At 70.7% G+C, this 21,786-nt stretch carries 18 protein-coding genes; 11 read left to right on the top strand and 7 right to left on the bottom strand.

Annotated features, from left to right (window positions below; translation table 11 throughout):
• The first annotated feature begins 38 nt into the window (after positions 1 to 38).
• The 4 genes from ACZ5VD_RS19485 (at position 39) to ACZ5VD_RS19470 (ending at position 4,466) form a co-directional block, all read left to right on the top strand.
• Complete coding sequence (locus tag ACZ5VD_RS19485) at positions 39 to 2,642, top strand: bifunctional FO biosynthesis protein CofGH (protein WP_468549034.1); 2,604 nt, start codon at positions 39 to 41, stop codon at positions 2,640 to 2,642.
• Between the two features lie 101 nt (positions 2,643 to 2,743).
• Complete coding sequence (locus tag ACZ5VD_RS19480) at positions 2,744 to 3,622, top strand: DUF4231 domain-containing protein (RefSeq protein WP_468682785.1); 879 nt, start codon at positions 2,744 to 2,746, stop codon at positions 3,620 to 3,622.
• Positions 3,623 to 3,698: 76 nt separating this feature from the next.
• Positions 3,699 to 4,271 carry a hypothetical protein gene (locus tag ACZ5VD_RS19475; protein WP_468682784.1) on the top strand — a complete coding sequence of 191 codons (573 nt, stop codon included), beginning with the start codon at positions 3,699 to 3,701 and terminating at the stop codon, positions 4,269 to 4,271.
• A gap of 6 nt (positions 4,272 to 4,277) precedes the next feature.
• On the top strand, positions 4,278 to 4,466 hold the full coding sequence (locus tag ACZ5VD_RS19470; protein ID WP_468682783.1) for a hypothetical protein: 189 nt from the start codon (positions 4,278 to 4,280) through the stop codon (positions 4,464 to 4,466).
• A 51-nt stretch (positions 4,467 to 4,517) separates the two neighbouring features.
• Here the strand turns inward: ACZ5VD_RS19470 and ACZ5VD_RS19465 are convergent, their stop codons facing one another.
• Positions 4,518 to 5,024, bottom strand: coding sequence for a DUF2165 domain-containing protein (locus ACZ5VD_RS19465; RefSeq protein WP_468549030.1), 507 nt, complete (start codon positions 5,022 to 5,024; stop codon positions 4,518 to 4,520).
• Positions 5,025 to 5,252: 228 nt separating this feature from the next.
• On the opposite strand from ACZ5VD_RS19465, the gene ACZ5VD_RS19460 reads away from it, so the two are divergent.
• Positions 5,253 to 6,368: an ADP-ribosylglycohydrolase family protein gene (locus ACZ5VD_RS19460; RefSeq protein WP_468549029.1), complete on the top strand. Its 1,116-nt coding sequence runs from the start codon at positions 5,253 to 5,255 to the stop codon at positions 6,366 to 6,368.
• Positions 6,369 to 6,396: 28 nt separating this feature from the next.
• Here ACZ5VD_RS19460 and ACZ5VD_RS19455 read toward each other — a convergent pair whose 3' ends face one another.
• Positions 6,397 to 7,971, bottom strand: coding sequence for a sodium:solute symporter family protein (locus tag ACZ5VD_RS19455; RefSeq protein ID WP_468549028.1), 1,575 nt, complete (start codon positions 7,969 to 7,971; stop codon positions 6,397 to 6,399).
• 175 nt (positions 7,972 to 8,146) lie between these two features.
• Positions 8,147 to 8,932, bottom strand: coding sequence for an SDR family oxidoreductase (locus ACZ5VD_RS19450; protein ID WP_468549027.1), 786 nt, complete (start codon positions 8,930 to 8,932; stop codon positions 8,147 to 8,149).
• An 80-nt stretch (positions 8,933 to 9,012) separates the two neighbouring features.
• Here ACZ5VD_RS19450 and ACZ5VD_RS19445 point away from each other — a divergent pair, with 80 nt between their 5' ends.
• On the top strand, positions 9,013 to 9,915 hold the full coding sequence (locus tag ACZ5VD_RS19445; RefSeq protein WP_468549026.1) for a hypothetical protein: 903 nt from the start codon (positions 9,013 to 9,015) through the stop codon (positions 9,913 to 9,915).
• Positions 9,916 to 10,021: 106 nt separating this feature from the next.
• On the opposite strand, the gene ACZ5VD_RS19440 is transcribed toward ACZ5VD_RS19445, so the two are convergent.
• Positions 10,022 to 11,878, bottom strand: coding sequence for an MFS transporter (locus ACZ5VD_RS19440; protein WP_468549025.1), 1,857 nt, complete (start codon positions 11,876 to 11,878; stop codon positions 10,022 to 10,024).
• 175 nt (positions 11,879 to 12,053) lie between these two features.
• Positions 12,054 to 14,777, bottom strand: a complete 2,724-nt coding sequence (locus ACZ5VD_RS19435) for a D-alanyl-D-alanine carboxypeptidase (protein WP_468682782.1) — start codon at positions 14,775 to 14,777, stop codon at positions 12,054 to 12,056.
• Positions 14,778 to 15,005: 228 nt separating this feature from the next.
• Between ACZ5VD_RS19435 and ACZ5VD_RS19430 the strand changes: the two genes are divergently transcribed.
• From ACZ5VD_RS19430 to ACZ5VD_RS19420, 3 genes are all read left to right on the top strand, one after another.
• Positions 15,006 to 15,761 carry a GOLPH3/VPS74 family protein gene (locus ACZ5VD_RS19430; RefSeq protein WP_468549023.1) on the top strand — a complete coding sequence of 252 codons (756 nt, stop codon included), beginning with the start codon at positions 15,006 to 15,008 and terminating at the stop codon, positions 15,759 to 15,761.
• Between the two features lie 392 nt (positions 15,762 to 16,153).
• Positions 16,154 to 17,011 carry a helix-turn-helix domain-containing protein gene (locus tag ACZ5VD_RS19425; RefSeq protein WP_468549022.1) on the top strand — a complete coding sequence of 286 codons (858 nt, stop codon included), beginning with the start codon at positions 16,154 to 16,156 and terminating at the stop codon, positions 17,009 to 17,011.
• Positions 17,012 to 17,188: 177 nt separating this feature from the next.
• On the top strand, positions 17,189 to 17,383 hold the full coding sequence (locus ACZ5VD_RS19420; protein WP_468549021.1) for a DUF397 domain-containing protein: 195 nt from the start codon (positions 17,189 to 17,191) through the stop codon (positions 17,381 to 17,383).
• Between the two features lie 157 nt (positions 17,384 to 17,540).
• Here ACZ5VD_RS19420 and ACZ5VD_RS19415 read toward each other — a convergent pair whose 3' ends face one another.
• Positions 17,541 to 18,425 carry a MerR family transcriptional regulator gene (locus ACZ5VD_RS19415; RefSeq protein WP_468682781.1) on the bottom strand — a complete coding sequence of 295 codons (885 nt, stop codon included), beginning with the start codon at positions 18,423 to 18,425 and terminating at the stop codon, positions 17,541 to 17,543.
• A gap of 82 nt (positions 18,426 to 18,507) precedes the next feature.
• Positions 18,508 to 19,017 (bottom strand): glutathione peroxidase, encoded by a 510-nt coding sequence (locus ACZ5VD_RS19410; RefSeq protein ID WP_468682780.1) that lies wholly within the window; start codon positions 19,015 to 19,017, stop codon positions 18,508 to 18,510.
• A 238-nt stretch (positions 19,018 to 19,255) separates the two neighbouring features.
• Here ACZ5VD_RS19410 and ACZ5VD_RS19405 point away from each other — a divergent pair, with 238 nt between their 5' ends.
• Positions 19,256 to 20,371: a GNAT family N-acetyltransferase gene (locus ACZ5VD_RS19405; protein ID WP_468549018.1), complete on the top strand. Its 1,116-nt coding sequence runs from the start codon at positions 19,256 to 19,258 to the stop codon at positions 20,369 to 20,371.
• Positions 20,372 to 20,524: 153 nt separating this feature from the next.
• On the top strand, positions 20,525 to 21,751 hold the full coding sequence (locus tag ACZ5VD_RS19400; RefSeq protein ID WP_468549017.1) for a DegT/DnrJ/EryC1/StrS family aminotransferase: 1,227 nt from the start codon (positions 20,525 to 20,527) through the stop codon (positions 21,749 to 21,751).
• Positions 21,752 to 21,786: the final 35 nt, after the last annotated feature.

Here is a 21,786-nt window from a genome sequence, read left to right as displayed (position 1 = left end):
CCTGCTGAACCAGCGGAGCGCGATCGTATGCTCAAAGGATGACGACCTCCGCGACCTCCGGAACCGGACCCGCCGACCGCCCCGGCCCCACCGAGAACTCCATGCGTCGCGCCCTCAAACGCGCCCGTGACGGCGTCGCCCTCGACGCCTCCGAGGCCGCGGTGCTGCTCCAGGCCCGCGGCGAGGCCCTCGACGACCTCACCGCGTCCGCCGCCCGGGTGCGGGACGCGGGCCTGGAGGCGGCGGGCCGCCCCGGTGTCATCACGTACTCCAAGAGCGTCTTCATCCCCCTCACCCGGCTGTGCCGGGACAAGTGCCACTACTGCACCTTCGTCACCGTCCCCGGCAAGCTGCGCCGGGCCGGCCACGGCATGTTCATGTCCCCGGACGAGGTGCTCGACGTGGCCCGCAAGGGCGCCGCCCTCGGCTGCAAGGAAGCCCTGATCACCCTCGGCGACAAGCCGGAGGACCGGTGGCCCGAGGCGCGCGAGTGGCTCGACGCGCACGGCTACGACGACACCATCGCCTACGTCCGGGCCATCTCCATCCGCATCCTGGAAGAGACGGGCCTGCTGCCCCACCTCAACCCCGGGGTGATGACCTGGACGGACTTCCAGCGTCTCAAGCCCGTCGCGCCCAGCATGGGCATGATGCTGGAGACGACGGCTACCCGGCTCTGGTCCGAGCCCGGCGGCCCCCACCACGGCTCCCCGGACAAGGAACCGGCGGTGCGGCTGCGCGTCCTGGAGGACGCCGGCCGCTCCTCCGTCCCCTTCACGTCCGGCATCCTCATCGGGATCGGCGAGACCTACGAGGAGCGCGCCGACTCCCTCTTCGCGCTGCGGCGCGTGTCGCGGTCGTACCACGGCGTCCAGGAACTGATCATCCAGAACTTCCGCGCCAAGCCGGACACCGCGATGCGCGGCATGCCGGACGCGGAACTGGACGAACTCGTCGCCACCATCGCCGTCGCCCGGCACATCATGGGCCCGGCCGCCTGTCTCCAGGCGCCGCCCAACCTCGTCGACTCGGAGTACGAGCGGCTGATCGGCGCGGGCATCGACGACTGGGGAGGCGTCTCCCCGCTGACCATCGACCACGTCAACCCCGAGCGCCCCTGGCCGCAGATCGAGGAGCTCGCCGCACGCTCCGCGACCGCCGGGTTCGAGCTGAGGGAACGTCTCTGCGTGTACCCGGAGTTCGTCCGGCGCGGCGAACCCTGGCTGGACCCGCGGCTGCGTCCGCACGTCCGCGCGCTGGCCGACCCGGAGACCGGCCTCGCCCTGCCCGACGCGGTCGTCGAGGGCCGCCCGTGGCAGGAGCCGGAGGAGGTCTTCGAGGCGTCCGGTCGCACCGACCTGCACCGCACCATCGACACCGAGGGCCGTACGTCCGACCGCCGCGACGACTTCGACGAGGTCTACGGCGACTGGGGCGCCCTGCGCGAGGCCGCCGCCCCCGGCATGGTCCCGGAGCGCATCGACACCGACGTACGCCAGGCGCTCGCCACGGCGGCCGACGACCCGACCCGCCTCACCGACGCCGAGGCCCTCGCCCTGCTGCACGCGGACGGCCCGGCCCTGGACGCCCTCTGCCGGATCGCCGACGACGTCCGCAGGTCGGTGAACGGCGACGACGTCACGTACATCGTCACGCGGAACATCAACTTCACCAACGTCTGCTACACCGGCTGCCGTTTCTGCGCCTTCGCACAGCGCCGCACCGACGCCGACGCGTACACCCTCTCCCTGGACCAGGTCGCCGACCGTGCCCAACAGGCCTGGGAGGTGGGCGCGGTGGAGGTCTGCATGCAGGGCGGCATCCACCCCGACCTGCCCGGCACGGCGTACTTCGACATAGCCAGGGCGGTGAAGGAACGCGTCCCCGGCATGCACGTCCACGCCTTCTCGCCGATGGAGGTCGTCAACGGCGCGACCCGGACCGGCCTGTCGATCCGCGAGTGGCTGACCGCCGCGAAGGAGGCGGGCCTCGACTCCATCCCGGGCACGGCCGCCGAGATCCTCGACGACGAGGTCCGCTGGATCCTCACCAAGGGCAAACTCCCGACGGCGACCTGGATCGAGGTCGTCTCGACCGCCCACGAACTGGGCATCCGGTCGAGTTCCACGATGATGTACGGCCATGTCGACCAGCCCCGCCACTGGCTCGGCCACCTGCGCACCCTGGCCGGGATCCAGCAACGCACCGGCGGCTTCACGGAGTTCGTCACCCTGCCCTTCATCCACACCAACGCCCCGGTGTACCTGGCGGGTATCGCGCGCCCCGGCCCCACCATGCGGGACAACCGGGCGGTCACGGCGATGGCCCGGCTCCTCCTCCACCCGTGGATCCCCAACATCCAGACCAGCTGGGTGAAACTGGGCACGGAGGGCGCGGCCGAGATGCTCCGCTCCGGCGCGAACGACCTCGGCGGCACTCTGATGGAGGAGACCATCTCCCGTATGGCGGGCTCCTCCTACGGCTCCTACAAGTCCGTCAAGGACCTGATCGAGGTCGCGGAGACGGCGGGCCGCCCGGCCCGCCCGCGCACCACGCTGTACGGCGAGGTGTCCGAGGAACGGCAGCGGGCGGCGACGGCGTCGGACGGCCAACTGCCGGAACTGTTGCCGGTGCTGGACTGAGCGGAACGGGGAGCGGTCCCTCCCTCGCTGTCGACCAGACGTCAACCAGGCGGTAGAAAGAGCCTGTTGGGCGCTTGATCAGATGGCGAGGGGGACGGACCGTGAGCGGCACGACGGCGGCCGACGGGCTGCGCGACAAGGATCTGCCCGTGGTGTTCCGCTCCGCGGACACCGCGTCGCTGACCGGCCAGCGGCGTCACATCCGGGGCACGAAGTGGCGGCTGGTGCTGGCGGTGGGCGCCGCGGTGTGCGGGATCCTGAACCATCAGGCGGCCTTCCTCGCCCTGGTCGCCGTGTTCGTGGCGACGCTCCTCGTGGAGGTCTGGCTGCTGGCCGAGCGCCCCGAGCAGGCCTGGTACGACGGCCGGGCCCTGGCCGAGTCCACGAAGACCCTCGCCTGGCGCTACGCGGTGGGCGGCGCCCCCTTCCCGGCCGACCTGTCCCTGGCCGAGGCCCAGCTCCGCTTCCTCGCGCGGCTGCGCGACCTGCTGCGGGAGGCTCCCGCCACGAGCCTCACCCCGATGGGCTCGGCCGCCGTCACGGACGCGATGAACGACCTGCGCGGCTTGGACTTCGCCGTCCGGAAACAGACGTACATAAAGCACCGGGTCGAGGACCAGCTCCAGTGGTACACGACGAAGGCACAGGCCAACGTCGTCCGGGCGCGGCGCTGGCGGCTGCTGCTCATCGCCGTCGAGGGGCTCGGCCTGACCGCGGCGATCCTGCGGCTCACCGATGTCCTGCACTTCGACCTGGCCGGTGTCCTCGCGGCGGTCCTGGGCGCCGGTTCGGCGTGGTTCGCGGTCCGGCAGTACGAGACGCTGGGCCGCGCCTACACCTTCGCCGCCACCGAGCTGAGCGTCATCCACGACCGGCTGAACCAGACCGACGCCGCCGCCTGGGCCCAGGAGGTCTCGGACGCGGAGGAGGCGATCAGCAGGGAGCACACGATGTGGCGGGCGTCTCGGGGGGCCGGGTGAGGGGATCCGAGGCGGGCGGGCTCACAGTACGATGATCGGACCCCCGATGTGTGGGGTCCTGTAGCTGAGGAGATGCGTGCCCGTGCCTGCCCGACGGCTTCCCTCCTGGGTCTGGGTGACCGGTCTGACGGTGGGTGCGGTCGTGGCGGTCACCGTCCTGACCGTGCAGGCGGACAAGGGCCCGCACCCGGCCGCGAGCGCCGCCCGACCCACCGCCTCGGCGTCGACGGGCGCGCAGCCCACGCCCACGAAGTCCGAGGCACCGGCCGCGGTGCCGGACGGCTCCGGCACCGGTCGGCGCATCGTCTACTCCCTCGGGCAGAAGCGGGTCTGGCTCGTCGACGCGAGCGACGCGGCCCGCCGTACGTTCGCGGTCTGGCAGGGCACCGTCGATCCCGCCGCGGGCACCTACACCGTGGGGACCCGCACGGACGCGACGACGGGTTCCGACGGGGTGCGGATCGAGCACATCGTCTATTTCGCCACCGCGTCAGGCGTCAACATCGCCTTCTCCAGTGCCGTGGACGGCTCCTCGCCGCCCCCGCCGGCCGCGGGCGCCCGCACGGGCGGTATCCGTATGAAGACGGCCGACGGGGACGCGCTGTGGACGTTCGGCGAGACGGGCACGACCGTACGAGTGGTGGAGTAGACGACGATGATCCTGCTGTTCCTGTCCTGCCTTCTCGTGCTCGTCGTCGCAGGTGTCGTCTGTGTCGTGTGGGCGAGCCGCGGCGGCCCGCGCTGGGTGCGGGTGATCGCGACGGTGACGCTCACGGCGGGCGAACTGGTGCGCCGCTCGGGCCGCCGGAACCGGGACTCGGGCCGGTCGCAGGGCGATAGCTAGGACTATTGGGCCTACTGGGCCTGCTGGGCCTGCCGGGCCGCCTGGGACGACCTAGTCGGAGCGGACCGAACCGGCCCCCGCCGGGAGGTGGTTGACGAGCAGGACGACTCCGCTGAACAGGAACGCCCGCGTCGCCGCGTCCAGCCCGTTCCAGTCCCCGGACTGCCACATGGCGAACCACTCGCCGCCGATCGCGATGAACCCGGCCCCGAACAGCAGCATCACCATGAGCAGCCCGTATGTCGAAAACCGCCGGGCCCCGGCGTCGTTCCGCGCCCACAGCCAGGTCCCGTACAGGAGCACCAGCGCGGCGACCGTCTCCCACACGATGATCGCGACGTACGCCGCGTCCTGAAGTCCCTTGCTGGTGACGGCTCTCCACATGAGGTCGTCGTCCTTGAAGGTCGTATCCATGGCGAGCACGTGCTGGACGAACTGCTGGTTCGTACCGAAGTCCGTGATGTTCCCGAAGGCGACGAGCGCCATGTAGAGGGCGACGGTCCCGGTGAGGAGGGTGGCGGCAAGGGTCAGTGCGTTACGTGAGGTTGTTGTGGCCATGGCGGTCATCTTTCCCGCATCCGGCGGACCAGCATGCCTATTGAGCCAGAAGGGCCCCGCCCCACATCCGTGAGGGCACCTGGTACGGCTGATAACTGACCACTTTGGCTCATTCGCGATCATTACTGCTACTCCAGGCATTCCGATCCGCCCCCTGAACACACCGTTCGCGTTCGATTACAGTGCACAACTGTCGTACGTGCGGACGGGTGCCAGAGGGAGGTCTTGGTGGGTGCGACAGCCGGGGCCGTCTGGGGACGTGCCGAGCAGCAGGATTTTCGGGGGCGGGTCCGGGGGACCCTGCTCGGGGTGGCCGTCGGGGACGCGCTGGGCGCGCCCGTGGACGGGCTCGGGCTGGAGGAGATCCGGGAGACGTACGGGGCCGAGGGGCTCGTCGACCTCGGGTTCGGGCACGGGCGCCGCGGTGCCGTCACGCATCTCACGCAGCTCACCCTCTTCAGCGTGGACGGGCTGATACGCGCCCAGGTGCGGCGCGACACCGGCGCCTGGCATCCGCCCACCGATGTGCACCGGGCGTATCTGCGCTGGGCCGCCACCCAGCGCGACTGGGGCCCCGACGAGCGCCGCAAGGACGACGGCTGGCTGGCCCGGGAGGAGTGGCTGTACGCGCGCAGGGACCCGGCCCGCTCCCTGCTCCTCGGCTTCGGGGACGACACCATGGGCACGCTGGACAGGCCCAAGAACCCCGGCGACGCCGGACCCGAGGCCGCCGCCCGGTCCGCGCCCTTCGGGCTGCTCGTGGGCTGGGAGCCGCAACTGGTCGTCCAGCTCGCCGTGGAGTGCGCGGCGCAGAGCCACGGCCACGCCGCCGCCTATCTGTCGGCCGGCGCGTACGCCGTGATCGTGCACGCGCTCGCCCTCGGTGAGAGCCTCGACAGCGGCGTCCAGCGGGCGCTCGCCCTGCTCGCCGCCCGTGCCGGGCACCAGAGCGTGTCGGACGGGCTGCAGCACGCGCTGGGCGCCGTACGGCAGGGCATGCCCACCCCGGCGCGGGTGGGCGAGCTCATGGGCGACGGTTCGGCGGACGGGCTGCTGGCCGCCGCCGTGTACTGCGCGCTGGTGGGGGAGGACGTACGGCACGGGCTGTGTCTGGCGGTCAACCACGACGGGCCCTCGGCCGCCGCCGGCGCCCTGACCGGCGGCCTGCTGGGTGCCCTGCACGGCGAGACGGCCCTCCCGCCGGCCTGGCTGGCCGAGCTGGAGGGCCGTCCCACCCTGCTGGAACTGGCCGACGACTTCGCGATGGAGATGACCCAGGGCCCGGCGCTGCACGGTCCGGCGGGATCCTCCCCGGGCTGGCTGGCCAGATACCCGAGGGCCTGAGGGGACGGCCGCCCGCCCCCTCGGGCGCTCAGTCCTTCGCCATGCGCACCACGTCCTCCGCCGGCCCGGCAGGCGTCGGGATCGCCGCCGCCGCCGAGTCGTCGTCCCCGTCCGTGTTGATCCGCTCGATGATCGCGAGCCGTTCCGGGGTGTCCTCCGGCTTCAGGAAGCCGATCAGGATGTACAGGACGAGGGAGACCGCCAGCGGGATCGACACCTGGTACTGGAGCGGGACCCCGCCGTCGACGTTCCAGTTGATCGGGTAGTTCACCAGCCAGAACGCGAGCAGGCCCATCGACCAGCTGACCAGCGCCGCCGTCGGTCCGGAGCGGCGGAACGGGCGCAGCAGGCCCAGCATCATCGGGATGGCCATCGGGCCCATCAGTCCGGCCACCCACTTGATCACGACCGTGATGATGTCGTTGAACGTGGGGGAGTTGACCTGGGTGGCCGCCGCCATCGACAGGCCGAGGAAGACGACCGTCGTGATCCGGGCGACGCGCAGCCCCTGGCCCTCGTTCCAGGTCCGTGCCCGGCGCCACACCACCGGCGCGCAGTCCCGGGTGAAGACGGCGGCGATGGCGTTGGCGTCGGAGGAGCACATGGCCATGGTGTGCGAGAAGAATCCGACGATGACGAGCCCCAACAGGCCGTGCGGGAGCAGTTGTTCGGTCATCAGGCCGTAGGAGTCGGAACCGTCCGGCTTCTGCGACTCGACCAGCAGCGGTGACATCCACATGGGGAAGAACAGGACGACGGGCCACACCAGCCACAGGATCGCCGACAGCCGCGCGGAGCGCTCGGCCTCCCGCGCGTTGGACGTGGCCATGTAGCGCTGGGCCTGGTTGAGCATGCCGCCGTTGTACTCGAAGAGCTTGATGAAGAGGAAGGCGAGCAGGAAGACCGTGCCGTACGGCCCCACCAGCGGTTCCCCGTGGCCCTGGAGCTCCGGCTCGTCCCAGGCGCCGAAGAAGCCGATGCCCTTGTCGTCGAGTTTGAGCACGACCGCGATGAACATCGCGACACCGGCGAGGAGTTGGATGACGAACTGGCCCAACTCCGTGAGCGCGTCCGCCCACAGGCCGCCGATCGTGCAGTAGACGGCCGTGATGCTGCCGGTGATGAGGATGCCCTGGTTCAGCGAGATGCCGGTGAAGACCGACAACAGGGTCGCGATGGCGGCCCACTTCGCGCCGACGTCCACGATCTTCAGCAGCATGCCGGACCAGGCCAGGGCCTGCTGGGTCTTCAGGTCGTAGCGGTTCTTCAGGTATTCGAGGGGCGAGGCCACATGGAGCCGTGACCGCAGCCGGTTGATGCGCGGGGCGAACAGCTTCGAGCCGATGGCGATGCCGAGCGCGATCGGGAAGGACCAGGTCACGAAGGACGTCACGCCGTAGGTGTAGGCGATGCCCGCGTACCCGGTGAACATGACCGCGCTGTAGCCCGACATGTGGTGGGAGATGCCGGAGAGCCACCAGGGCATCTTGCCGCCGGCGGTGAAGAAGTCGCTGACGTTGTCCACACGCTTGTGCGACCAGATGCCGATCGCGACCATCACACCGAAGTAGCTGATGAGCACGGCCCAGTCGAGACTGTTCATGTGCCCCCTTCCTTCCAGAGTCCGTGGCCCGGGTCAGGCATGTGAACTCTGGATTCGGTGCCATGCCCACGGCAAGCAAGCGGAAGGTCAAGAGGGCGTAAAATTGTTCGGTGAGGTGTCCTCGGTTCATGTACCTGAACCTGAAGGGGTGTCGGGGTGGCCGAAAAGGATCAGGTCAGCGCATCAGCTCCCCGGCGTTGACCAGCAGCGACTGCCCCGTGATCGCCCGCGCCCGGTCCGAGGCGAGGAACACCGCCGCGTCCGCCACATCGCCGTCCGAGGCGAGATCGGGCAGCGCCATCCGCCCGCTCAGCCGCTCCAGCACCTCCGCCTCCGCAACCCCCTCCGTCTCCGCCGTGAACCGCACGTACGCCCGCACCGGCGGCCCCCACATCCAGCCCGGCAGCACGGTGTTGACACGGATCCGGTACGGCCCGAGCTCCCGCGCCAGCGAGTACATCGCGCTCGTCAGCGCCCCCTTCGACGCCGCGTACGCCGCCTGCCGCACCTGCGACGGGGCCGCCACCGCCGACTGCGTCCCGATGAACACCACCGACCCGCCGCGCTCCTTCAACGCCGGCAGGCACGCCCGCGTCATCCGCAGCGACCCCAGCAGGTTCACGTCGATCACCGACTGCCAGGTGGTGAAGTCGGCGTCCTCCAGACCGCCGAAGTAGCTGTCCCAGGCGGCCACATGGACCACCGCGTCGATCCGCCCGAACCGCTCGACCCCCTGCCGGACCAGCGCCTCGCACTGCCCCTCGTCCGTGACATCCGTCGCCCGGTACGCCGTGTGTGCCCCGTCCGGATCGATCTCGGCCGCGCTCTTGGCGAGGTTCTCCTCGGTCCGCGCACCGAGCACCGCGTTCCCGCCGTCCCGTACGACGGCCGCCGCGACCTGATGGCCGAGCCCGGCCCCGACACCCGACACGACGACGGTCCTGCCCGCGAGCAGTGACATGAGAGCCTCCCGACCCTGGCGCATTATCTGACGGAGCGTCAGAGTATGGGCGACCACAGGAGGACGGAAGGGAAGCACCCATGTCCGAGTCCGAGTCCGAGTCCGAGCCCGTGTCCGGGTCCGGGTCCAAGTCCGAGGACACCCGCAGCGAGACCTACGCCGAACTGGCCGCCCTGGGACCGTACGGAGTCCACCCCGGCCACGCGCTGATCACCATGGTCGAACCGCACCCGGGCCACGAGTACGCCTACAACCGCTGGTACGAGGACGACCACTACTACGCCGGCGCGATGGCCATGCCCTGGATGTACGCCGGCCGCCGCTGGGTCGCCACCCGCGACCTGCAACTCCTGCGCCGCCCCGAGAAGTCGGCCGTCGCCGAACCGGTCACCGCCGGCTGTTACCTCTCCACGTACTGGATCACCGACGGCCGCTACGACGACCACATGCGCTGGACCGTCGGCATCAACAAGCGCCTCAACCGGGACGGGCGCGTCTACCGCGACCGCACCCACGTCTTCACGGCCTTCCAGGACCACGAGGCGACCGTCTACCGGGACGGGGCGGCCGGACCGCGCGACTTCCACGCCCTCGACCACCCCTACGCCGGCCTGGTCCTCCAGGTCGTCGACGCCGAATCCGCCGGGCAGCGCGCGCGGTTGCTGGAGTGGCTGCTCTCCCGCCACCTCCCGAAACGGCTGGCGCCCAGGGACAACGTGCCGGCTCCGGCGGCCCTGGTGACCGTCTTCCGCCCGACCCCGCTCCCCGGCGACCGCATGTCGTACGTCAAGCAGGTCGAGGGCGTCGACACCCGCCTGACCCTGCTGTGGTTCCTGGAGAGAGACCCCAGGGAGTGCTGGGACCCGTACTTCACGGGGCTGGAGGAGGCGGTCAAGGAGTCCGGGCTGGGGAGGGTGGAGCTACTGGCACCGTTCGTGCCGACGATTGCGGGGACGGACACCTACGTCGACCGGCTGCGCTGAAGGTTCTTTTCGAGGGCACCCTTTTCTCTGACCGAGTCGGGCAGTGGGTGGGCGCAGGGCCGGGGGGCTAGGGGTGGAGCCCCAGGGGCGCACGGCCCGCTCACGGTCACTTCAACTCGTCCGGACACGGGGTGCCCCGCGGCACGGTGTACGGCGCCGCCAGCCGGTACGTCCCCGCCTTGGGCGCGATCAGCATCGTCCACTTGTCGCCGTCCGCGTCCTCCTCCGTCTCCAACAGGCAGCCGTTGACGTTGTCGTACGCCTTCGGCATGCCGTCGGCGCGGTCCTTGGACGCCTCGGTCTCCTGCGGGGGCTTCAGCTTGTTGCCCTCGGCGTCGACGATGCTCAGCCAGGGCGAGTAGGGGATACGGATGAGGATCCGGCCCGCCTTCTTCACCCGCATCGTCATCTCGCCCTGCGCGGCCCGGTCGACGACCGCGTTCGGCTCGGCGAGCGGCGCCGGGTCGGTCACCTTGAACAACTGCCAGTTGGCGTCGCCCCAGATCTGCTCCAGATAGGGCATGCCCCGCTGGACCAGCTCCCGTTCCCGTTCGCCGCCGTCGCCGTCCGGCTCGTCCTTCGGGAGCACCACGAAGTGCACGGCCCAACGCGCCAGCCAGTCGTGGTAGTTCGCCGAGTTGAGGGTGTCGTCGTAGAAGAGCGGGTTGCGCTCCATGTCGGCCTGGCGGTTCCAGCCGCGGGCCAGGTTGACGTACGGCGCGAGCGCGGACGCCTCGCGGTGCGAGCGGGCCGGGACGACCTCCACCCGGCCCTTCTCGGCGCCGACCTGCTGGAGTTCGTTCACCAGCGGCGCCAGCTCACGCGCCCAGGACGCCGTCGGCGTCGTATGGACGACGTCGTCGACCGACTTGAAACCGATCCACCCGGTGAACCCGACGAAGGCCAGCACGATCGCGTACCACTTGCGGGAGCGCGGCACCGCGAACGGCAGCGCGGCCACCAGCGCCACCCCCGCGAACAGCATCGCCAGACGCGAGATGTTGGAGCCGATCTGCGAGCTGACCAGCCAGACCAGCACGATCCCCAGGGCGTACACCCCGGACGTGATCCGGACCGTCTTCCACTCGCGCGGCACGAGGAAGAGCACCACGAGCGCGGCGGCCAGCGGCAGGACCACCGAACCGATCTTCATCGGCTGGGTGCCGGAGAACGGGAACAGCCAGGCGGACAGCGCGACGACCGCGGTGGGCGCGATACCCAGCGCCCAGGCGCCCGGCCGCCGCTTCTGCAGGAACAGGGCCGCCGCCACCAGCCCCACGAACAGGCCCGCCACCGGCGAGGCCATCGTCGCGAGCGCGGCCAGCGGGGCCGCGCACAGCGCCTTCGCCCAGCGTTTGTAGCGCCAGCGGTGCGGCCAGCAGAACACCACCGCGACCGCGCCCAGCGCGAACATCGTGCCCAGCCCGAACGTCACCCGCCCCGACGCCGCGTTGCACAGGAACGCGAACACGCCCGCGAGCGACGCCCACAGCGGGTTCCGCACCGAGCGGCTGCGGATCAGGACCATGGTCAGCAGCCCGGCCGAGACCGTCCCCGCAATCATCATCGTCGTCCGGACGCCGAGCACCGACATCAGATACGGCGACACCACGCTGTACGACACCGGGTGCATCCCGCCGTACCAGGCCAGGTTGTACGCGGAGTCGGGATGCCGGCCGACGAACTCGGCCCACGCGTCCTGCGCCGCGAGGTCGCCGCCACTGTTGGCGAACGTGAAGAACCAGACGATGTGCAACGCGCCGGACAGCGCGGTGACGGAGAGGACCGGGTGCCGCAGGAGCCGCTCGCGCAGGGCGAGGAAGCCGGTCCCGAACCGCTGCCGGAAAGAGGGTCTACGGCCGTTCCCGTCATCCCCGGTGTCCGGTGCGGGCACCCCTATTCGCGGGCCGGTACCCGGGCCCGGGTCGGTGTCGTCGGCGCGTGTCGGCTCCGCTGTGGCCACCTGAAGGCACTCCCCGTGGTGTCCCGTCTTCTGTTCGCGTCTTCTGTTCGCGTTCTGTTCCCGGCCGCGTCCCGCGAGCGACCTGCCCCGTTTCGCGACGCTAGCACGCACCCCGCCCACCGGGACCTGGCCGGGTTCCGGTGGACGGGGTGTGCGGTGCACTTATGGGCCCGGATCAGCCGAGTCGGGTCAGCTTGTCCGCGTAGGCCGGTTCGACGAGGTCCTCCTGAAGGGCGACCGGCACCTTGACCGAGCCGGTCGTGCCGTCTCCGACGGTGAGCGAGCCGACCTTGGCGCCGGCCTTCGCGGTGTGCGGCAGCTCGTCCGCCGAGAAGGTCAGCTCGACCTTCAGGCCCGACCAGCCGACGGCCGTGACGTCCTTCGTGGCGACGACCGGGGTCTGGCCGCCGAGGCCGTCGTCGACGTACCCGACGACCTCGCCCTTCTTCATGATCGTCGCCGACTTCAGCGCGTCCTGCGCGGCCCGGATCAGCTTGTCGCTGGAGTCGAGGGCCGCACCGAGGATGGTGTTGTCGGCGCCGCCCGCGGGCTGGCGCACGACGGCGCCGATGACCCTGCGCACCTCGCCGTTGACCTCTTTCTTGGCCGCGAAGACGAGGTTGCCGAGAGCGGAGGTGGTGGTGCCGGTCTTGATGCCGACGACGTTGTTGGAGCCGACCAGACGGTTCCAGTTGTCGTGCTTGGTGCCCTTGTAGTCGATGTACGACATCATCGCGGCGACCTCGCGGAAGGCGGGCTCCTCCATCGCCTTCTTGGCCAGCTTCACCTGGTCCACGGCCGTGCTGACGGTCGTGTTGTTCAGCCCCGAGGGGTCGGTGTACGTCGTGTTGCTCATCCCGAGGTCCTTGGCGGCCTCGTTCATCTTCGTGACGAACGCCTTCTCGGACCCCGCGTCCCAACGGGCCAGCAGCCGCGCCACGTTGTTCGCGGACGCGATCAGGATGCTCTCCAGGGCCTCGCGCTGGGAGATCGAGTCGCCGGTGGTCACGTTGACGGTCGACTCCTGACCGGCGTTCGACTGGTCCTCGGCCGTCTGGTCGATCGTGATCTTCGGGCCGTCGGCGCCGCTCTTGAGCTGGTGGTCGCGCAGGATGACGTACGCGGTCATCACCTTGGCGACACTGGCGATCGGCACGGGCTTCTGCCCGCCCGACGAGCCGAACGAGCCGATGCCCTGGACATCCAGCGCGGCCTGTCCGTCGGACGGCCACGGGATGTCGAGCGCGTCGCCCTCGAAGGTGTAGTTGTCGGCGGCGGTGAGCTTCAGTTCGGGGCTCGGCAGCGGACGCACGGCCTGCACGATCGCAAACGCGACCGCGAGCAGCAGCACCAGCGGGGTCCAGATCTTGACCCGCCGCACGATCGTCCGGACCGGCGTCTCCGGAGGCCGCGGGGTGTTCGTCAGCTCCGCCAGCAGGTCGAGCGGCGGCAGCGGTGGCAACGGCTGCTGGGTCGTCCGCTCCGGCCCGACCTGCGGGACGGCGGCGGTGGCATCGGCCGGCTCTGGGCGGCGCACCGCCGGGTCGTCCAACGGCTTCAGCGCGACGAACCTGCTGGTCCGCTCGGCCGGCGCCTCGGGCTTGACCTCGCCCTCGGGGGCCGCCTCGGGCTTCTTGCCGACATCGCCGAGCTTCAGCATGGTCGTCGGCTGGTCCACGGCGGGCGCGGAGGGTCGGGGGGCCTTGAAGACGGCGGTGGGGTGGTCGAGGGCGGGCTCGGAGTCGCCGGAGTCGCCGGGGGCGTCATCGCCTGCGGCGGCTTCAGGGGCCCGCTCGGTGTCGCCGCCGGCTTCCGGCTCGGCGTCCTGAGCGGACTCGCCGGGCTCACCGCCGGGCTCGGCCTCGGCGTCCGAGGCGGGCTCGTCGCCGGTCCCGTCGGTCCCGTCGGTCCCGTCGGTCCCGTCGGTCTCGGCGTCCGCGTCGCCGTCGTCGGTCTCGACCGCCGGTTCGGCTACGTCCGTCCCCGCGTCCGAGTCGTCGGCGGCGGCGGTGTCCTCGGCCTGGCCCTCGGGGGTCTCGCCCTCGGTGTCCGTCTCCTCGTCCGCCGTCGCCACCCACGCGGCCACGGCTTCACGGAGCCGGTCATCACCCGGCGTACCGGATGCGTCACCACCGTCGGACTCGGACTCGGACTCGGGTTCGGCGTCGGTGTCGGAATCCTCGGTGTCGCCGTTCTCGTCCGGCGCGTCGGCCGCGTCACCCTCCGGCACGGCGGCTTCCTCGGAGTCCTCGGCGGCCTCGCCCGGAGACTCGCCGGTGCCCTCCGAGGTCTCGGTCTCCACCTCTGCGGAGTCGGCCTTCGTGCCCGCCTCCGAGGTGTCGGCCTCCGCTTCCGCAGCGTCGGTACCCGCCTCAGCCTCCGAGGTGTCGGCCTCCGCTTCCGCAGCGTCGGTACCCGCCTCCGCTTCCGCAGCGTCGGTACCCGCCTCCGCTTCCGCAGCGTCGGTACCCGCCTCCGCCTCCGAGGTGTCGGTACCCGCCTCCGCCTCCGAGGTGTCGGTCTCCGTCTCCGCCTCCGAGGTGTCGGTCTCCGCGGCGTCGGTACCCGCCTCCGCGGTGTCGGTCTCCGTTTCCGCCGCGTCGGTCTCCGGCCCGGTGGTGTCTTCCGCGGCCTCCTCGGCCTTCTCCGCCTCCGCGGTGACTTCCCGTACCGAGAACACCCGCGTCGCCGTGTCGACGCCGCCACGGGCCGTGGAGGCCGTGGAGGTCGTGCCGGAGTCGCGGGCCACCGCGAGGCGCGGATCGCGCTTCCCGGAGGGCTCGGGTGACTCCGTCCTCGCCTCGGGAACCGGCCCCGCACTCCCCGACGTCGGTTCTGCCGACGACTCGCGCTGCTTCGACCTGTCGGGGGACTCGCCCGCCACCGATGCCTCCTCCATGCGCCGCACGCGACCCGTGTCCGTGCGCCTATCGAAACCGTGAACCGTCAACGGAACACCGCTCCCCCGCAGTGTCCGAACCATGTACCAGTGTCCTGTGTGTGGGCTTGACCCAAGCGGTAGACGAGAACGACATACCTATCGGTTCCCTCACAAACAGGTCACGCACCCTCGACAGACCATTGTGAGAGGGGTCACCCTGTCATTCATCCACGCGGGGAGGCATGGATGGGCATGAGCCGCAGAACACTTCCGGAGGAGCTTCTGCTTCTGGCGCTGGACCCGACCACGGGTACCACCGCACAGCCGCAGTCGCTCGACCTTGGTCTGGCCGGAGCGCAGCTAGTGGAGCTGGCGCTGGCCGGACGGATAGCCCCAGACGGGGATCGTATCGCCGTGGTGTCCCCACGGCCGACCGGAGATCCGACTTTGGACTGCGCGTTGGAGTTGCTGCGAAGGCGTGGCGCTCCGGTACGTGCGATCCACTGGATTGGCGGGCCGCGTCTAGGGCTGCGCCAGACCTACCTCTCGCATCTGGAACGGTGCGGCATGGTGCATGCCGTGGCGGGTCAGATGTGCGGAGTGCTGCCTACGACTCGCTACCAGGCGAGTCAGACCGAGATCAGCCGGGAGATCAGAGCCCGACTGGACTCCGCGATCCGCACCGGCGTACCGCCGGACCCGCGGACCGCGGCGCTCGCCGCGCTGGCGCACGCGGTCGGCCTCGGCAAGCACCTGTATCCGGGGAACGAGGGACGCTCGTCCCGATCCCGGCTGCGGGACCTGATCAGGCACGACCCCATGGGCGGCCTCGTGGCGCACGCCGTGATGGACGTCCAGAACGGCGCGGCTGCCCAGCCTCGCCGCAACCCGGCACCGACCGGCCGGCAGGCCGCGCCCGGAGCCAGGCCCGCACCGGAGCCCGCCCGCGGCGTTCCGATGCAACCGCACCGTGGATCGATGGCGCGCGTCGTGGCTCACTGAGCCGCGGTCCCACGACAGGCGCCACGGCAGCACGATCCGCACCGAAGGCACGTCGAGCACGTCCGGCATGCCTGGCCTGCCCGGCCGCAACGGGCATGCCGACGCACCACCGAGCACCACACACGCACCACGAGCACCACGAGCACCACGCACCGTCGAGCGCCGCGCCGCAGTCCCAGGACCGGTTCGGGAGCCGCTGGTCCGCGCGGGGCGAGGGAACCGTACGTCTGTACATCGGACGATGTCCCGGTTCCCTCGTCCCGCGCGGCTGTGTGCGGGCCCTGCGCATATCCACCGTTTCCCAGCGGTAGAAAGCCCCTTGGTGGCAGTCTGCTCAACAGCAGATACGCAAAGTGGCAAGTATGAGGCACGCAGCCGGAGGTGCACGTCCCGTGGCGTCCAATGTCAATCCCACTGTCAGGCGACGCCGGTTGGGCCAGGAGTTGCGCCGGCTCCGCGAGCTCAAGGGCATGACGGCCGAAGAGGTCGCCGAGCGACTGCTCGTGTCGCAGTCGAAGATCAGCCGGCTGGAGAACGGCCGGCGCAGTATCAGCCAGCGTGACGTCCGCGATCTGTGCGGGGTGTACGAGGTCGAGGACCAGCGGATCGTCGAGTCACTGATGCAGATGGCCAAGGACTCGCGCCAGCAGGGCTGGTGGCACGCCTTCGGGGACATCCCGTACAGCGTCTACATCGGTCTGGAGACCGACGCGGAGTCGCTGCGGGTCTACGAACCCCAGATCATCACCGGGCTGTTGCAGACCCGGGCCTATGCCGAGGCCATCATCAGGGGCGGTTCGCCGGAGACTTCGGACACCGAGATCGACAAGCGCGCACAGGTCCGGCTGCGGCGGCAGGATCGTATCGTCGCCGAGCGGGACCCGTTGCGGCTCTGGGTCGTCCTGGACGAGGCGTCGCTGCGCAGGGTCATCGGGAGCCGGCTGGTGATGCGGGAGCAACTGGAGTACCTGGCCGAGGCGTCCCAGCGACCCCACATCACGGTGCAGGTGCTGCCGTTCGACGTGGGAGCGCATCCGGGCATCAACGGCCAGTACTCCATCCTGGAGTTCTCCGACGCGGCCGATTCGAGCGTGGTGTACATCGAGGGCGTCACCAGCGATCTCTATCTGGAGAAGGCCCATGATGTGCAGAAGTACACGGTGATGTACGAGCACTTGAGAGCGCAGGCGCTGAACGTGGACCAGTCGCGCCAGCTCATCGAGGACGTGGCCAAGGAGTACGCGCGCTGAGGGAAGGCGGGATCGTACACCTCGGCCGGGTCCCACTGGAAGTATCCCCTGGAATATGCCATCCAGAAGAGTGAACGCCTGCTCCGAAAGAGGAAGACGGCGAGTAGCGTCGATCACGCCAACGATCAGTAAAGGTTGGCGGAAACCGAACTGTGCTACTGCGTAACGGAGTAAAAAATGGCGATTCGCCTGGGATCCGCGGAAACGTGGAGGACGTCCTCCTACACGAACAACAACGGCGCATGCGTGATGGTCAGGTCGACCACCGCGTCGTCGTTGGACGTGGGGGACACGAAGGTCGGCCCCGACGGAGTCAAGGTGAGGTTCCCCGCGGACGCGTGGACCGCTTTCGTATCCTCGGTCAAGGAGTAGGGGAGCGGTCTTTCTGATCCCCTGCTCCCCAGCCGATGCACGACCGACAACTGCACGACCGACAACTGCACAAGCACCACTGAAGAGCCCTCTCGACCAGATCGCCGTCCTTGCCGAGAGGGCTCGGCTTGTGCCCCGAACCGACGGGCGTACGACGTCAGTTCACCGGGAACGCCACATCGCACACCGGGTCCTCGGGGCCTGCCGCGTCCCAGTCGGCGAAGTAGACCTCCCGGCACGGGCCGCCGTACTCCAGCCCCTCCCGCTTCATCCACGCCTCCACCGCCTCGAACGCGGCCAGGATCTGCGGATGCGCGACCTGCGCCTTGGTGATCCGGGTGCGGGCGAGCCGCCGGGCCGGCTCTGTCCGGACCGTGAACTCCCGTCCCCGGCACCGCCCTTGCCCCTGTGCGGCCACCCACGCGCGGGCCGCGGCCTCGTCGGCGACCGGCACGCACGACTCGGCCGGGCCGTCGCTCTCCATCGACACCTCGCGGTGGTAGACGACGAACGGCGGGGCCGTCATGCCACCGCACTCCCGGGACGCCTCCTCCAGCCGCCCCAGCGACGCGCCGATCCAGGCCGGCAGTTCGTCCGCGAGGGTGTGCCGGGTCTCCGTGATCACCACCTGGGCCGGTACGTCCACCGTCTCGACCACGAACTTCCCGTACATCTCGGAGCTCCTCCCCGACAGTCGTCCACGGAGGTACTCGACGAGCGTCCGCTGCCCCGCCACCCGCGTCTCGACGTCCGCCCAGTACGCGGCGAGCCGGTCGGCGCTCCCGGCCCCGTCCGCCGCCCCGACCACCTCGGCGATCCGCGCCAGCGGCATGTCGAGCTGCCGCAGCATCGCCACCAGCCGGGCGCGCTGCACCTGGTCCGCGCGGTAGTAGCGGTAGCCGCTGACCTCGTCGACGTGTGCCGGGGACAGCAGTCCGAGCCGGTCGTACAGCCGCAGGGCCTTGGCCGACAGCCGGGCCCGTGCGGCGAACGCGCCGATGGTGAGCAGATCCACCTCGTCCACCCTGTCATCCTCCGTCACCGGGCGGCTTCCTCCGCCCGGTGACGGGAACGCTCAGCCCTGCCCCAGGGGCAAGGTCAACCGGCCCGCTCAACCGACCGGCTCAACCGGCCAGTTGGGCCTCGATCGCCGACACGACCTCGTCCGACTCCGGCTCGGTCTGCGGCGAGAAACGGCCGACGACCGTGCCGTCGCGGCCGATGAGGAACTTCTCGAAGTTCCAGCGGATGTCGCCGCTGTGGCCCTCGGCGTCGGCGAAGCCCACCAGGCGCTCGTACAGCGGGTGCCGGCCCTCCCCGTTGACCTCGACCTTCTCGGTCAGCGGGAAGCTCACGCCGTACGTCGCCGAGCAGAACTCGGCGATCTCCTCGGCGCTGCCGGGCTCCTGCCCGAGGAACTGGTTGCAGGGCACGCCGAGCACGGTGAGGCCGCGCTCCGCGTACTGCTCCTGGAGCTTCTCCAGGCCCGTGTACTGCGGGGTCAGCCCGCACTTGGAGGCCACGTTCACGACCAGTACCGCCCGGCCGGCGTACTGGGAGAGGTCCGCGGGACCGCCCTTGAGGGCGTTGATCTCGACGTCGAGGGGGGACACACCGTTGCTGTCTACAGTCATGCCTCGGATGCTAACGCCGCGGGGCGAACCCCGGGCCACCGGTGTCCCGCCGGGCAGGCCACCGAGGTCCCGCCGGAGAGCCGTACCCGATCGGTGCCGATCTATACCGATCCATTACGAGCGACACTCTTGACAGTCTGCGTGCTGTTTCGCGACTTTTGATCCTGGGGCAGGGCGCGGAGTGCGCGCGCCGGGGGGACAACGGGGAAAAACAGGGGGGCGGTCGCCCGTGCGAGCCATGAGCGGGACCGGGGCGGACATCACGATCCACAGACCTGAGGAGCTGGGCGCCCAGTTGCGCGCGGCCTGGCACCGGGCGATGGACGAGTCGCCGGACTACGCGAATCCTTTCCTGGCACCGGAGTTCGCGGCCGGGGTCGGCACACACCGCGGCGGGGCGGCCCGGGTGGCCGTGCTGCACGAGCACGGGGAGCCGGTCGGCTTCCTGCCGTACGAGCGGGGCGCCTTCGGTGTCGGCCGGGCCATCGGGCTCGGCCTCTCCGACTGCCAGGCCCTCGTGCACCGCCCCGGCGTCACCTGGGACGCCACGGAACTGCTGCGGGCCTGCGGGCTGTCGGTCCTGGAGTTCGACCACCTCGTGGAGGAGCAGAAGCCCTTCGCCGCCTCCGTGACGGGAAGGTTCGCCTCCCCGGTCATCGACCTCAAGGACGGCGGCGACACCGGCTACCCGCAGTGGCTGCGCGCCGCGTACCCGGGGCTGGCCAAGACGACCCTGAAGAAGGAGCGCCGCCTGAGCCGCAACGTCGGCGAGATGCGGTTCGTCCACGACGAGCGCGACCCGCGGATGCTGCGCCGGCTCATGGAGTGGAAGTCCGCGCAGTACCGCAGGACGGGGCGGATGGACCGGTTCGCGCGGCCCTGGATCGTGGACCTCGTCGACCACCTCTTCCAGGTCCGCGAGGAACACTTCACCGGCGTGCTGTCCGTCGTCTACGCCGGTGACCGGCCGGTGGCCGCACACTTCGGTCCCCGGTCGCGCACGGTGTTCGCGGCCTGGTTCACCGCGTACGACCCCGACTTCCACTACTACTCGCCCGGCCTGATCATGCATCTGCGGATGGCGGAGGCGGCCGGCCGGGACGGCGTGCGGCTCATGGACATGGGGCGCGGCGACAAGGAGTACAAGGACTGGCTCAAGACCCGCGAACTGCGCGTGGGCGAGGGCTTCGCGACCCGGCCCCACCCGGTCGCCGCGGTCCACCGGCTGTGGCGCAGACCGGTCCGCGGCCTGCGCAACACGGTCCTGGCCCACCCCCGCCTCCGGGAACCGGCCGACCGCCTGCTCAAGACGGTCGGCGGCCTGCGCACGTCGTCATTCCGCCCCGGCTCCTGAGCTTCCTCCACCTTTGTTCGACTTCCCGGTCGCCGCATCCGCCTCGGCGGCCCCTTCATCCCCATCCTCCCCTTCATCCCCATCGGCCTTCGCAGTCCTTTCGGCCTGCTCGACTTCCTGAACTTCCTCGGCGATCGACGGAGAGAGGTGACGATGCCGTACGGATCGCGGCTCGCCGCGACGATGACGCGGCGACTCGGACGGGAGTGCGTCTACACGCCCTCGGCACGGCTGGCCCTGTACCTGGCACTGCGGCGCTGGTGCCGGCCCGGCAGCCGGGTACTGATGTCGCCGGTCAACGACGACGTGATCCTCTTCGTCGTCCTCGCGGCCGGGCTGCGCCCGGTGCAGGCCCCGGTGTCGCCCTGGGACGGCAACATCGACCCGGCCGCCGTACCGGAGTCCACCTGGCGCGGGGTGGACGCGGTCCTGACCACCAACCTGTACGGCATCCCGGACCGGGTCGGCGAACTGCGCTCGCGCTGCGACCGGTTGGGCATCCCGCTGATCGAGGACGCGGCCCACGCGATCGGCACGCACGTGGACGGACAGCCCATCGGGACCTTCGGCCGGGCCGCCGCCTTCAGCCTCTCCAAGCATGTGGCGGGGAAGGCGGGCGGCTTCCTCGCGGTGGAGGACGCCCGCACCCGGCGCGAGCTGGAGCTGCTGCGCGACGACCTCCTCGCACCGGGCCGGCTCCGCGCCGACCTGGCCGCGACCCTGCGCCCGCTGGCCCGCTCGGCCGTCCGTAACCTCCACCTGGTCCGCCCGGCCTGGCGCACGATGCAGCGCCTGGGCCTGCTCGAACGCGACACGTTCCGTATGCCCCTGCACGCCTCGCAGTTGTCCGGTGCGGGCCTGCGCGCACCGGACCTGACCGCCTACGAACCCTGGGTCCGCGTCGACCTGCACGACTTCCGCACCCGCCACGGAGCCCTGGTCCGCGCCCAGTTGGGGCTACGGATGGCCCGGCTCGACACCGACCTCACCCACCGCAGGGCGGGCGTCACCCTCCTCACGGGCACCGCCTGGGCCTCGCCCGCGCTGCGCGCCCGTTCCGCCGACGACGGCCCCTACCCGCTCTTCCGCGCCCCGCTCCTGGTCGACGGGCGCGACGCCCTGGTGGAACGCCTCGTGGACCACGGCATCGTCTGCGGCTACCTCTACGACCCACCGCTCGACGACTACGCGGGCGCCGAGTTCGCGGACCCCTCGCCCGACCCGGGGCCCGCCCGCTGGTTCGCCTCCCACGTCCTGCCGGCGGACCCGCTCCTGGCCCGGCAGATCATCCGCGCCCTGACCAAGGAGCGCACGACGACGGCCCCACCGCCCGTGCCGGCCCCGGTCCCGGACACGAGGAGGCCGCCGACGCGAAAATGAGTGGCAGCACGGATGTTCGGGACCCCCTTCGTCCT

It is taken from the genome of Streptomyces sp. NPDC032822 (genome assembly GCF_055578825.1).
This window is presented reverse-complemented; position numbering and strand designations above follow the sequence as displayed.